This is a genomic window from Phaeocystidibacter luteus (assembly GCF_008933115.1).
Classification (GTDB): domain Bacteria; phylum Bacteroidota; class Bacteroidia; order Flavobacteriales; family Schleiferiaceae; genus Phaeocystidibacter; species Phaeocystidibacter luteus.
The window spans coordinates 77,886-91,577 of the sequence record NZ_WBVO01000007.1 but is presented as its reverse complement, the minus strand read 5'-3'; the positions used below and the strand labels follow the sequence as shown (position 1 = coordinate 91,577).

General features: G+C 46.6%; 9 protein-coding genes. 8 read left to right on the top strand and 1 reads right to left on the bottom strand.

The features are described from left to right. Positions 1–61 precede the first annotated feature (61 nt). From rpmH to F8C67_RS09515, 6 genes are all read left to right on the top strand, one after another. Positions 62–220, top strand: coding sequence for a 50S ribosomal protein L34 (rpmH, locus tag F8C67_RS09540; protein WP_151667611.1), 159 nt, complete (start codon positions 62–64; stop codon positions 218–220). A gap of 98 nt (positions 221–318) precedes the next feature. Beyond that, positions 319–3,168, top strand: coding sequence for a carbamoyl-phosphate synthase large subunit (gene carB, locus F8C67_RS09535; protein WP_151667610.1), 2,850 nt, complete (start codon positions 319–321; stop codon positions 3,166–3,168). Next, entirely contained in the window at positions 3,168–3,413 is a 246-nt protein-coding gene (locus F8C67_RS09530) for a hypothetical protein (RefSeq protein WP_151667609.1), read from the top strand. The genes carB and F8C67_RS09530 overlap by 1 nt, the downstream gene beginning before the upstream one ends. Positions 3,414–3,422: 9 nt before the next feature. After that, positions 3,423–4,709, top strand: coding sequence for a glycosyltransferase family 4 protein (locus F8C67_RS09525; RefSeq protein ID WP_151667608.1), 1,287 nt, complete (start codon positions 3,423–3,425; stop codon positions 4,707–4,709). Between the two features lie 34 nt (positions 4,710–4,743). Then, a complete protein-coding gene (locus F8C67_RS09520) occupies positions 4,744–6,729 on the top strand; it encodes a LamG-like jellyroll fold domain-containing protein (protein ID WP_151667607.1) in 1,986 nt (661 codons plus the stop codon). 81 nt (positions 6,730–6,810) lie between these two features. Next, on the top strand, positions 6,811–8,796 hold the full coding sequence (locus F8C67_RS09515; RefSeq protein ID WP_151667606.1) for a LamG-like jellyroll fold domain-containing protein: 1,986 nt from the start codon (positions 6,811–6,813) through the stop codon (positions 8,794–8,796). Positions 8,797–8,848: 52 nt separating this feature from the next. On the opposite strand, the gene F8C67_RS09510 is transcribed toward F8C67_RS09515, so the two are convergent. After that, positions 8,849–11,347 (bottom strand): hypothetical protein, encoded by a 2,499-nt coding sequence (locus tag F8C67_RS09510; RefSeq protein ID WP_151667605.1) that lies wholly within the window; start codon positions 11,345–11,347, stop codon positions 8,849–8,851. A 176-nt stretch (positions 11,348–11,523) separates the two neighbouring features. Here F8C67_RS09510 and F8C67_RS09505 point away from each other — a divergent pair, with 176 nt between their 5' ends. Both F8C67_RS09505 and F8C67_RS09500 read left to right on the top strand, forming a co-directional pair. Then, positions 11,524–12,771 (top strand): DUF7033 domain-containing protein, encoded by a 1,248-nt coding sequence (locus F8C67_RS09505; RefSeq protein WP_151667604.1) that lies wholly within the window; start codon positions 11,524–11,526, stop codon positions 12,769–12,771. A gap of 49 nt (positions 12,772–12,820) precedes the next feature. Next, on the top strand, positions 12,821–13,687 hold the full coding sequence (locus F8C67_RS09500; protein WP_151667603.1) for a sulfotransferase family protein: 867 nt from the start codon (positions 12,821–12,823) through the stop codon (positions 13,685–13,687). The last annotated feature ends 5 nt before the right edge of the window (positions 13,688–13,692 follow it).

Below are 13,692 nucleotides of genomic sequence, written 5' to 3'. Positions count from 1 at the left end.
GAGTGCTGTATATTTGCACCCCAGTTGGAGAAAGAGGTCACGATCAAAGTATATAAGAGATATGAAACGCACTTTTCAACCTTCGAATCGCAAGAGAAGAAATAAGCACGGATTCCGTGAGCGCATGGAGTCGGCTAATGGCCGTCGTGTTATTGCTGCTCGTCGCGCAAAAGGACGTAAGAGACTTACTGTATCAGACGAAGGAAATCACAAAGGCTGATATGTGAGTGCTATATGATTCAAGAGGTGTTGCCATTGGTAACACCTTTTTTTTGTGCCTACTCCGTACCTTAGTTCATTCTAAAACAAATTCCGCTTATGCCAAAAGATAACTCCATCCGCTCCGTACTTATCATTGGTTCAGGTCCTATCGTAATCGGTCAGGCCTGTGAATTCGACTATTCTGGGTCGCAAGCCTCTCGCTCACTGCGCGATGAAGGCATCGAAGTAACGCTCATCAACAGCAACCCAGCTACGATTATGACGGACGAGGTGGTTGCGGACCACGTATATCTCCTTCCTCTCGAAGTTGAATCACTTGAAAAGATTCTTCAAGAACGTCAGATTGACGCTGTCCTTCCTACCATGGGTGGGCAAACCGCTCTCAATTTGTGTATCGAAGCCGACAAGCAAGGTTTGTGGGAAGAGCACAATGTGAGAATTATTGGGGTTGACATCGACGCCATTAACATCACGGAAGACCGCGAAGAGTTCCGCCTCCTCATGGAGAAAATCGGAATCGGAATGGCTCCTGCAGAAACAGCAACTTCCTACCTAAAGGGTAAGGAGATTGCACAAGATTTCGGCTATCCACTTTGTGTTCGCGCCAGTTATACCCTCGGAGGTTCGGGCGCAACTTTCGTACACACCAAAGAGGAGTTTGAGGAAGCACTAAAGCGTGGACTTGAAATTAGTCCGATTCACCAAGTAATGATCGACAAAGCTCTTCTCGGATGGAAAGAGTACGAGCTCGAGCTACTTAGAGATAAGAACGACAACGTTATCATCATCTGTTCGATTGAGAACATGGACCCGATGGGTATCCACACCGGTGACTCGATTACTGTTGCTCCTGCCATGACCTTGTCTGACGCAACCTACCAGCGTATGCGCGACATGGCCATTGAAATGATGCGTTCCATCGGAACTTTTGCTGGAGGCTGTAACGTTCAGTTTGCAGTAAGCCCAGACGAGAAAGAAGAGATTTACGCAATCGAGATTAACCCACGTGTTTCTCGTTCATCTGCACTCGCATCTAAAGCTACGGGTTACCCAATTGCAAAGATTGCCGCTAAGCTCGCTATCGGGTATACACTCGACGAGCTGGATAACCAAATCACCAAGACTACCACAGCGTATTTCGAGCCTACACTCGATTACGTAATCGTGAAAATCCCTCGCTGGAACTTCGACAAGTTTGAAGGAGCTAACCGTCGCCTCGGTATTCAAATGAAATCCGTTGGTGAGGTAATGGGTATCGGTAGATCTTTCCAAGAAGCACTTCACAAAGCCGCTCAGTCACTCGAAGTGAAGCGCAACGGTTTGGGCGCTGATGGAAAGGGAATCACCAATCAAGATACCATTATTGAGAAGCTTGAGTACGCTTCTTGGGATCGTGTATTCGTTCTTTATGACGCGATGCAGATGGGTATTCCACTTCGCCGAATTCATGAGATTACGAAAATCGACATGTGGTTCTTGCGTCAGATTGAAGATCTCGTTCAAACGCAACGCGAAATCGAAGAGCACACGCTCGACACCATTCCGCGCGACCTACTTCTCGATGCCAAGATGAAAGGTTTCGTCGATCGTCAACTTGGTCACATGATGCACTGCCTTGAAAGTCAGGTGCACGACAAGCGTGTGGATATGGGAATCAATCGCGTTTGGAAACTGGTAGATACTTGTGCCGCAGAGTTCCCAGCACAAACCCCATACTACTATTCGACGTTCGAACTCAGCATGGATGCTCCTGGAATTGAGCCTTATGCAGAGAACGAAAGTGTCGTTAGTGATCGTGAAAAAGTAATCGTTCTTGGTTCAGGTCCTAACCGAATTGGTCAAGGTATCGAATTTGACTACTGCTGTGTACACGGCGTACTTGCGGCGAAAGAATGTGGTTATGAAACCATCATGATCAACTGTAACCCAGAGACGGTTTCAACCGACTTTGACACTGCCGATAAGCTATACTTCGAGCCAGTGTTCTGGGAGCACATTTATGACATCATCCTTCACGAGAAGCCAAAAGGTGTTATCGTGCAGCTAGGCGGACAGACCGCCCTTAAACTCGCAGAAAAACTCGAGCGATTCGGAATTCCAATCTTGGGAACATCTTATGATGCACTCGACTTGGCCGAAGATCGCGGACGTTTCTCTAATACGTTGAAGGACAATAAGATTCCTTATCCGAAGTTTGACGTTATCACGAATGCTGACGAAGCACGTGCCGTTGCTGAAGACCTTGGCTACCCAATTCTTGTGCGTCCGAGCTACGTTCTCGGTGGAGCAGGGATGAAGATTGTAATCAACCACGAAGAGCTCGAACATCACGTAGTGGAGTTATTCAAGGATTATCCAGGCAACCGCGTACTACTAGACCATTATCTAGATGGTGCCATTGAAGCTGAAGCAGATGCAATTTGCGACGGTGAAGATGTTTACATCATCGGAATCATGGAGCACGTTGAGCCATGCGGTGTGCACTCTGGAGACTCAAATGCAACACTTCCTCCATTCAACCTTGGAGAGCTCGTGATGCAACAGATTAAGGATCATACTAAGACTATCGCCAAGGCGCTTAATACAGTGGGACTGATCAACATTCAGTTCGCTGTGAAAGACGACACGGTATACATCATCGAGGCGAACCCACGTGCATCTCGTACCGTTCCGTTCATCTGTAAGGCTTACGGAGAGCCGTACGTGAATTACGCCACTAAGGTTATGCTTCGCGAGAATAAGGTGAAGGACTTCACTTTCAATCCAGAATTGGAAGGGTGGGCCATCAAAATGCCGGTATTCTCGTTCGATAAGTTCCCGAATGTGAACAAGAACCTAGGTCCGCAAATGCGATCAACAGGTGAGAAGATTCACTTCATCAAGAACTTGAAAGATCCAGTATTTAAGAAGATTTACAGCGAGCGTAATCTCTACCTCAGTAAGTAATGTTGAGATTCGTTTTCTACCTGTTCATTGCATGGGCAGTATTTAGAATATTAGACTTTTGGTGGGCTTCGCGCAGAAGAGCTGAGTATGCGCGAAGACCCCACACGTCTAACCCCAATACCCGCTCCCAAAAGCAGCAGGAAATTGTGGTGACCTATGATCCGCGCCAAACCCGCAGTGCAGTGAAGCAAGATGCCGGCGAGGTTGTGGATTTTGAGGAGATAGAAGACGATTCGAAATCTTAACTTGTCGCCGTGACAAGCGATGTATCCAAGGTTTTAATTCTCACCTATTACTGGCCTCCGGCAGGCGGACCAGGCGTTCAGCGTTGGTTGAAACTCTCAAAGTATATGGCCGAGCAGGGATGCAAGGTTTATGTGGTTACGGTTGACCCCGAAAGGGGAACTTACCCGCTACGAGATGAGAGTTTAGCGGCCGACGTACACCCAAATGTTGACGTTATTCGAACGAATACTTCGGAGCAATTTGGCGCATACAAGAAGGCCACGGGCAATAGTGAAGTTCCATTTTCTGGATTTGCCAATGAAAGTGAGAAGGTGAGCTTTATCCAAAAGCTTGCGCGATTTGCACGTGGTAATTTCTTCGTCCCAGATGCTCGAAGAGGATGGAATAAGCACGCTTATCAGGCAGCTGCTCGGCTTATAGAGGAACACGGTATTGAGAATGTAATCACGTCCTCACCTCCTCATAGTACGCAACTAGTCGGACAAAAGCTAAAGAAGAACTTTGGGGTGAAGTGGATTGCCGATATGCGTGATCCGTGGACCGACATCTACTACTACAGGCGATTCTATCCAACCGCTTTCACAAGGATGAGAGAGGCAAAGATGGAGGCCAAGGTGCTCATTGAAGCGGATGCCATACTCACCGTTTCAAACGCACTCAAAAAGCTCTTTGCTTCAAAAGATACGGCCATTAACGAGTCAAAAATTCATGTCCTTCCAAATGGATATGACCCAACTGACTTTGCAGAAGTTTTGGCCAATAAAGAAACACATGACGTTCCTGTAGTCACCTATGCCGGAACCATTGGTCGCCAATATCCAGTTGATGGCTTGGTGACCGCCTTGCAAAATTTGAACTCCAAGCTGGTCCTCCAGATTATTGGCAAGTGGGACGAACATACAAAGAGTCGGTTGTCGGCGCTTCCGTCTAACATTGAAGTTCGATGGTTAGATTATATGCCAAAAGCCGAGCTTAATTCGTACGTAGCCAACAGTGAGGCTCTTTTACTCGTGATACCTGATATAGAGAACAATGAAGGAATCCTCACTGGGAAAATCTTTGATTATCTAGGAACAGGAAATCCAATTCTAGGTATTGGTCCGAGCAATGGCGACGCCGCCGAAATTCTTCGGACGTCACAAGGAGGAGAGATGTTCGATTATGGCGATGCCAACGGTATGAAGAGTTTTCTGACTAACATTTCCAGCCGCACATCCTCTAGTGAAGATCTACGAAAGCAATTCAGTAGACAAGAACAAGCTTCTAAAGTGCTCGCCTACTTAAAGAATTCCTAGGGTATTCCTTACATTTGAAACAAATATCTCTCTCATGTTCAAGAGAATCGCAACTATTATTTTTAGCCTAAGTGTTTGTGGGCTATTTGCTCAGAATAACGTGGGGCCGGGTAATGCGCTCGACTTCAATGGTAGCGGTGATTACGTAGACCTAGGTCCGAACCTTCAGAGCATGACGTTGCCCATCACGGTGTGTATGTGGGTTAATCCTGATCAAGCTTCGCATAAAACGGTTTTCGCATCTAATGCAACAGCTACACAGAGTACCTATCACGGTGTGTGGCTGAATGTGGGAAGCGATCGCGTGGGTCTTCACATGGGCAATGGTACAGGAGGATTTGGCTCGAGCTCAAGGAGCACATATCTCGTCATGTTCCCGAATGATTTTTATGGTGAGTGGATTCATATCGCGGCCGTGTACAGAGGGATCGGAAATATGGATTTGTATATCAATGGTGAAATTCAGTCTGGTTCTTATTCCGGAACCACCGCGGCCTGGTCAAATAGTTTTAGTGGAAACGCTTGGTTGGGGAAGGGGCAAAGTGACCTAACCGGATACTACACAGGGGAGGTTGACAATTTTAGTGTTTGGGGTAGAGAACTGACCATCACGGAGATTAGAGATTTGATGTGTTCTAAGCACGTGGGTGGACAACCAGACCTTCTCATGGCATATGATTTTAACGAAACCGCGGGTGCTACGACTTTCTCGAACTCGGGCTCAGCTGGGGCTTCAGGAACTAGAGTAGGACCCACTACTACTCAATCTACTGCTCCCATAGGAGACACGTCGGTTCATGCATACGCTGCAACGGGCAGTGGATACTTCACAAATCAAAGCGTGACGTTGACCATTGCGAATCAGGATTTTACGGCAGCCGGGCTTGCAATGCCTTCGCGAGGTGTACACTTATATAGAATTGATAACGACCCTTCCATTTCCGCAACGGGATGTACTTCACCACACGCATGGGGAGTGTGGGTGTCTGATTTTGATTTTTCGAATGACGACCCCTTCGATGTATCTGCGAGTCCATCGAGTATCGCTGAATCTCGAGATAATATCGGTGACACTTGGCAGACGAACCCCGGTCCTGTAACGGGTATTACCTATCAATCGGAGTTCATCGTTTCTGGGTCGCTGACCGTCCAACTCCTTCCAGAGGATACAACGGTTTGTCCAGGGGAAACTGTTCCGATTACCCTTCCGAATGGATTGACATACACATGGGATGACGGAAGTACTTCGGCAAGCAGAACACTTGGCCCAGGTACCTATATCGTTACAGCGTCATCCGGAGGTTGTTCAACCGAAGATACCATTGTGATTACTGAATTTACCGTGAATGCACTTCCATTCACGGATACGACAACCTGCGATAGTGTGCTTTTCATTGCGCCAGCTGGAACCACCGTTATGTGGCCTGATGGAGGGGGAGGCAACAGGTACCTCTTCCCAGGAACTTATGTGGTGTCTGTCACTAGCGGCACTTGTTCTTTTACCCAAGTGATTACTGTGGGTGTTTCATCACCGGCGTCTATCAGTTATTTCCCCGTATACAACATTTGTGATGATGAAGACCTCACCTTCACCATTCCGAGTGATTATTCTACGGTTGATTGGTCAGACGGAGAAACAGGCAACACCAGGGTGATTACAGAGTCGGGCACCTATGATTTCACGGCCTATTCGGCCTGTGGAACAGTCACGGGGAGTTTCGAAGTGTTCGTAGAGGCTTGTCAAGATCTTCACCTATGGATTCCAACCGCATTCTCGCCGAATGGTGATGGAACCAACGATTACTTCTTCATTCCAAATTTAGGCGGAGTAGACTTCCGTTGGAGAATCATAAACCGTTGGGGTGCGGAAATCTTTGCCACTTCGGATCCAGACGCCTTTTGGGACGGAACTTTTAGAGGAGAAAAAGTTCAGGACGGGGCATATGTTATGATCATCAATTACATCGACAGGTCCGGAACTCCACAGGTGAAGCGCCAGTCATTAACTGTAATACATTAAATGTTTTGGCTCAAATTGTAACGTGAACTGTCTGAAATAGAGCTGTTTCACAATTTGTATATTCGCATAAAGCTCTCTACTATGCCCAACTGGTTCATCGCTCTCTTTCTAAGCATGTGCTTCCTGCCGGCCGTAGCCCAAAACTCAGTTGGACCTGGTAATGCATTGCACTTTGACGGTGTTAATGACCATGTCGACTTAGGTCCGTCGCTTCAAAACATGACACTACCCATTACTGTGAACGTTTGGGTAAAACCGGCTACCCAGCTTCAATCTACTGTCTTTTCTTCGAACAGAAATCCAAGTATGGTTACGTATCACGGATTGTGGCTAAACGTAGCTTCTGACAGAGTGACGATGAGTTTAGGCAGTGGTAGTGGAGACTTCAGTCCGACGTCCAGAAGTTCCTATGTTGTTGTGACACCGAATAGTATGGCAGGGGAATGGATTCATATCGCCGCTGTGTTTAGGGGTATGGGCGACATGGATATGTATATCAATGGTGAAATTCAAACGGGCTATTATACGGGTACGGGTACAACTTGGTCGAACTCTTTAAGCGGTAACGCTTGGCTGGGGAAGAAGCGGGCAACTGGAGGAAGGTTTTATGAAGGAGAGTTAGATCACCTAAGTGTTTGGGATAGAGAGTTGACCCTTACTGAGATTCGGGACATCATGACGACGAAAATTACGGCAAGTGTTCCCGATTTACTGATGGCGTACGATCTTAACGAAGCTGCGGGGTCGAACACCTTCACAAATATTGGAAGTGCAGGGACCACAGGGACGCGTATTGGCGCAACGACTATTCAGTCGACCGCTCCAATTGGCGACACTTCCGTCTATGCATATGCTACCTCAGGGAGTGGCTATTTTACGAATCAATCGGTGACGTTGGAAATCGCCAATCAGGAATTTATTGTTTCATCACTTGCGCAACCATCGCATGGGGTCCATTTATACCGAATAGACAATGATCCTTCTATAACGGGTTCAGGATGTGTTTCACCTCACGCATGGGGAATCTGGGTGGCCGATACAGATTTCTCAACGGATGATCCATTTGATGTGGTGTCTAGTCCATTTATTCTGAAAGAAACAAGAGATAACATCGCTGATACTTGGCAATCTACATCTAGCCCAGCAACCGGAATTACATCCCAAGCCGAATTTAGTATTGAGGGGCAACTCACCGTTCAATTATTTCCTGAGGATACAACCATTTGCCCGGGCCAAACCGTTCCGATTTCTCTTCCAAATGGATTCTCCTATGCATGGGATGATGGTAACACTTCCGCAAGTAGAACACTGGGTCCTGGTACATACATCGTCACAGCTTCGGCTGGAGGATGCTCTGCAGAAGATACCCTTGTGATTACGGAGTTCTCTGTGAACGCACTTCCATTTACCGATACTACCACGTGTGATAGCGTACTCTTTGTTACTCCCGCAGGCACAACGGTTATTTGGCCTGATGGGGGAGGTGGAAATCGATATCTTTTCCCTGGGACGTATACCGTTTCAGTAACAAGTGGAAACTGTTCGTTTGTTGAAACTATAGTTGTCGGCACGGCATCACCTGAAAACATACCGTTCTTCCCGACTTATTCCTTCTGCGAGGGTGAATCTTTGAATTTTTCAGTACCCTCGTCCTATTCAATTGTCACATGGAGTGATGGGTATGTGGGAAATCAACGTACCATTAGCGAATCGGGGACATATGAATTTACGGCATCGTCAAGTTGCGGAGATGTTGATGTCGATTTCCAAGTGTTTGTGGAGAACTGTGATGATGTGTACATCTACTTACCGAATGCATTCACGCCAAACGGCGATGGTATGAATGACGTGTACTTCATTGAAAATCTCGCTGGACTAGAGTTTACCTGGACAGTATTCGATAGATGGGGCGCGAAAATATATCAAACTTCAGATCCTGATGGGTACTGGGATGGAACATTTAGAGGACGCTTAGTCTCTGAAGGAGCATATCCCATCATTCTTAAATACAAAACCCGATCTGGAGAGTTTGCCGAGAAGACAGCATTTATAAACGTCTTCAGATAAAAAAAGAGCCACTACAACTAGTGGCTCTTCTCATTTTATCCTTTGCTTTTGACTATTCGGTTGCGGCCTTTTTGGCACTTCTATATTCTTGAATTCCCGCTCCAATGAGCGCAAGGAACAAGAGAATGGAGAATACTAGGTCTACTTGCTCGCCCATGTAGTACGTCTTCGGCTCAAACTTCATTACAATTTCGTGCTCACCCGCCGGGATGACGGCTGAACGCAACAAGTAGTTCACTCGGTAGAGCTCTGTTTCTTCGCCATCAACGTACAGTTTCCATGGCTGACCAGGAGCATCGTACCAGATTTCCGAGAAAACGGCAAGTGCCGGTTGGCCCTGTACTTTTGCGGTGTAATGCATCTCCTTTGGATCGTAGGAGGTAAGTGCAATCGTGTTTCGCACGTTAGAATCCATTCGAACGGTTCCGTCAAGTGCCTCGCGCATGCTTTGATCGATCACAACGTCCGTCAAGGCTTTGAAGTCATCTAGGGCATTCATTTCATTCACTGGACCATCTACCCAAATTGCATTGGTAGGGAACCAAGCGTTACCTGCAGCACCAACGTTAGCTTCGGCCATGGTTTCTCCATTTGCATCGTAAATAACCCACTTCGTGTTGAGCATATTGAACACCTCCATGTTTTGTTGCGAAAGCTGTTCATTGATGAGATCTTGATATCGCGCCAATTTAGCTCCGTGATACCCGCCAATCGACTTATGGTAAAAGCTAGTGCGTGAATCGCTGGTCAAGCCTTGAGTGGTGTTCCAAACCCGGTAGTGAGGATCGGTATCCTTGAGGATGAATTGATCGGCGCGAGTAGGGCGGAATTCGTTGAGGTATTGACTCGAAGAAACGAATGAATCCGCGTTGAGGTGATCTTTGTCGAACGACCATAAGTCAACCACGACTAAACCGATAACAACGAAGCCCAAAACTTGAGCTTTCAAGGTTCCTCTCAAATAGAGGAAAAGGGCACCAAATGTGAGTCCAGCAAAGATCAGTGAAGTAAATGCAGAACTGCGCATTAGGCTGGCTCTCGCATCGTCGATTTCATTGATGCTCAACGGCATTTGAATTTGGGACCAATATTGAACCATCTGCTGGTCACGGTCACCCTCGAGCGAGAATAACGCAGGTCCGACCAACGCAATAGCTAGAAGAATTCCACCTGCCACGTAAAGTGAGCGCATGAGAATCTTCTTGGCGGCATCCTTGTCATCCTTAGCGAGGTTGATGAAGCGTTGTAGACCCACAAATCCGAAGAACGGTATGACAGTACAAACGATAACCACGGCCATACTTGGAACGCGGAACTTGTTGTAGAATGGAAGGCTCTCAAACATGAGCCTGTTGAACCATTCCAGGTTCTTCCCCCATGCAAGCATCAAGGCGATAATTAGGGATGCCAAAACCCATTGTCTGGTTGTTCCGTTTACGGTGAACAAGGCAAGAACGAATAAAAAGAACACCACTGCTCCTAAGTAATATGAGCCGTTTGTCATGCTTTCTCCCCAATAGAGCGTGCTGCCAATGAGGCCGTTTATTTGCTCTTTTTGATTGTCGGGTACCGTTCTTCCTTGGGTAACTTTATTGTAAAGATCTGTGCCTTCGTAGTTCTCCTTACTTCCGCCTCCAGCAAACATTGGGATGAAGAGGTTGAACGTTTCTGACTTCGTCATGCTCCAGCCCATGGCATAGTCAAACGAAAGACCTTCGGCTGTGGATGAGCTTGCCGCTTCAGAGTTTTGTTCTGTTTCACTCTGCTCTTCAACGAGGGCAGTATGTCCACCACGCATCGTTTCCTTTGAATATGCCATTGTGCTCCACAGGTTCCCGATGTTTGGACCAACACCGATGGCTGCGGCTGCGGCCAGAATAAGCGATCGTTTGATGAATGCGTTGACTTGTCCATCTTGAATCATCTTAATCCCATACACAACCAGAATTGGGATGATGATGAAGATGGAGTAGTAAGTGACCTGGAAGTGGTTGGAGTTAATGCTGAGACCAACCATCAAAGCTGTTAATGCAAAACCTAGTAATTGTCTACCTCGCAGTGTGAGCAGAATACCCATGAGCATAGGTGCAATGTACACTGCTGTACGAACCTTTGCGTTGTGCCCAGCTGCCATGGATATGATGAAAAAGGCTGAGAATCCCAAGGCTATCGCGCCTGCTACACTGAGCCATGGGTCGACATTGTACGTTCGCAGCAAGAAAAACATGCCGAGCATCATGGATGCAATCATGTAAATCGAGCTGTTTTTAACCAGAACGGTACTGATTGTGCTTTGAACATGCGAAAGCCAGTTGTTCGGGTACTTGATAGAGAGCTGGAAGGTTGGCATACCACTGAACATGGCGTTTGTCCAAAGCGGTTCCTCTCCATTATCCTCTCGGTAGTCTACAATCGACTTTCCCTTGGCCTTTCCCAGGAGGATATCATCTTGTATCAACTCCTTTCCCTGTATGGCGGGATAGAAGTAAATGATGTTTGCAATAACGATAGCCAGTACGGGCAAAAGCCACTTCAAAACATTCGAACGCATATTCGCAGTGTTAGATTCGACCACAATAGTAATAAATCTATCCTGTGAAATTGTCCTTCGACATCACTCAATATCACCTCAAGCAAGCGTTTTCCATGTTAATTTTCTTTCCTTTGAACTTGGAACTATTCTCCATTGACCTTGAATACAACCCCTAGTAATATCTACAGAGACGCATGATCACAGAAGTCATTCAGCACTACGTGTTCACTCATTTCTGCATGGTGTATCGTTTTATAGACGCTGAGGGAGCCAAAGCAGCACAGGGGCATTTCAAATTGTCAGATCAAGCGTCTACCTATTTTGAATCTGATGACAAATCGATTCCGAGTTCAGAACGTGTAGAGATAAACGGAAATGAAATTCCGGTACTCTTTCCGTCGGACTCAAACGGCGATCTAATCGCTAGTTCGTTCTACTTTTTGTCGGCATACCATGAGTACATCCAGTATAAAGGTCAGTCCAGGACTGCCGCTTCACAAACAGGTCCGGGCTATTTTGGTGTAACCCGAACGCCAGTGGTCAATTTCTATTTTGAACTTTTGGCCCAAAGGATGAGTGCTGCGGGAATCAAAGTAGAAAAGAAGCATAAGCGACCCGCCTTGTGTCTTTCACACGATATAGATCGCATGAATTCCGGATGGCTAGAAGGTGGATTGAACGCTGTCAAGAAGCTCCAGTTTGGAAAGGCGTTGAAAGGGTTTCTGCATCGATTGCGTGGGCGCGACCCATGGATGAATCTCGACGAGATTGCCGACGAAGAAGCACGATTTAATCGGACCTCTACTCATTTCATGCTCTGTAGAAAAAGCGCTGATAATGCCGATTATGATGTTCGAGCTCCAAAAGTTCAAGCCTTGGTTTCCGAGTTGAGACAGCGCGGGTCGGAGGTAGGCGTACACGGCAGTACGGGAACCCATGCTGCGATTCCTATCCTGCTATCTGACATACATGCGGTTGGTGGAGAAATCAGCTCAAACCGATTTCACTTTTTGCATTTCGATATTTTGAATACGCCCAATGTGCTAGAAGAAGCTGGTATAATGGCTGATTCAAGTCTTGGTTTTTTTGATGAGATAGGCTTTCGAACAGGTTTTACCTATCCCCATTACCTCTTCAATTTTGAAAAGAGGGAGATGAGTTCGGTGATGGAACTTCCGTTGAATGCGATGGATACGACTTTCCGAAAACAGAGCTATTTGGGCACGACCATCGGGGATGTTCCAAAGTTGATTGATGAAATGATGACGACCTTTGAGGTGCACGGTGGTGTGTTCAGCCTACTCTGGCACAACAACTACTTCTCAGAGTATAAATTTGGTCCCTGGAAATCACTTTACTCGGAAATATTGAAGCTTGCAGACGGCCGATTTGAAAATTCGGGTGTGACGGATGCGGTTACGAAATACGCTAACTTGAAGTGATTCCCGTTGTAAAGTCTCAAAATCCCTTAGGGTAAAGTACATTTGGTGCATGCAAGTGGAAAAGAAGTATCCTAGCTTCATTATTGGAGGTGCGCCCAAGTGCGGAACGAGTTCGCTTTACTTTTGGTTAGCGGCGCACCCAGAAGCCTGCGGTTCTAAAATCAAAGAGCCCTATTATTTCGACAATAGAATCACCCGTTTCAACGAAAACGCCAGTTATCTCAAAGATGGCTTGGATGCCTACGACCAGTATTTCAAGCATTGTTCGACAGACAGTAAGGCCTTCGAGGCATCTGCTGGGTATTTGTACGCCACAGACACGGCCGTGGAAGGTTTTCAAAAACTACCCGAAGTTCCGAAAGTCATTTTCATATTAAGGTACCCATCCAAGCAATTGGTGAGTCATTACAAAATGACCAAGTACCGTTTGAATAGGAAGGTCGACCACCTCATGGAGTATGCCACTCGAGAACGTGTGGACCTCTTTTGGCATTACAGCAAAAGCTTGGAGGCTTGGTTGGACAACTACCCCAAAGACAAGCTAAAGGTGGTCCTGTTCGAAGATCTGATTTCGAATAAGGTTGAAGGAATGAAGGAGATTGCTCGGTATTTGGACATTGACCCTTCGTTTTACGACGAGTTCGACTTTGAACATCGCAACGAATCGGTAGCCATTAAGCGCAAAGGGCTTCACGATTTTGGCTTGAAGGTACAGCGATACATTCCACACTTTATACAGAAGCGCTTGCTGCCCCTTTATTTGAAGACAAATTCGTCTAACATCCCAAAACTTTCCGAAGCTGAAGAACAGTTTCTTGTTGAGATGCAACCGGAGTTCGAAGCAGAGCGGAAGCGATTAGAGGAATTGCTACCACAGCAATCCTTTGCATCTTGGGATAAGTTTGGCGTTAAGTAGAATCT

Bases quoted from the DNA above. Each gene is read 5' to 3' on its own strand.
- F8C67_RS09510 (WP_151667605.1), bottom strand. From the start codon at position 11,347: ATGCGTTCGAATGTTTTGAAGTGGCTTTTGCCCGTACTGGCTATCGTT.
- F8C67_RS09520 (WP_151667607.1), top strand. From the start codon at position 4,744: ATGTTCAAGAGAATCGCAACTATTATTTTTAGCCTAAGTGTTTGTGGG.
- F8C67_RS09500 (WP_151667603.1), top strand. From the start codon at position 12,821: ATGCAAGTGGAAAAGAAGTATCCTAGCTTCATTATTGGAGGTGCGCCC.
- F8C67_RS09515 (WP_151667606.1), top strand. From the start codon at position 6,811: ATGCCCAACTGGTTCATCGCTCTCTTTCTAAGCATGTGCTTCCTGCCG.
- carB (WP_151667610.1), top strand. From the start codon at position 319: ATGCCAAAAGATAACTCCATCCGCTCCGTACTTATCATTGGTTCAGGT.
- rpmH (WP_151667611.1), top strand. From the start codon at position 62: ATGAAACGCACTTTTCAACCTTCGAATCGCAAGAGAAGAAATAAGCAC.
- F8C67_RS09530 (WP_151667609.1), top strand. From the start codon at position 3,168: ATGTTGAGATTCGTTTTCTACCTGTTCATTGCATGGGCAGTATTTAGA.
- F8C67_RS09505 (WP_151667604.1), top strand. From the start codon at position 11,524: ATGATCACAGAAGTCATTCAGCACTACGTGTTCACTCATTTCTGCATG.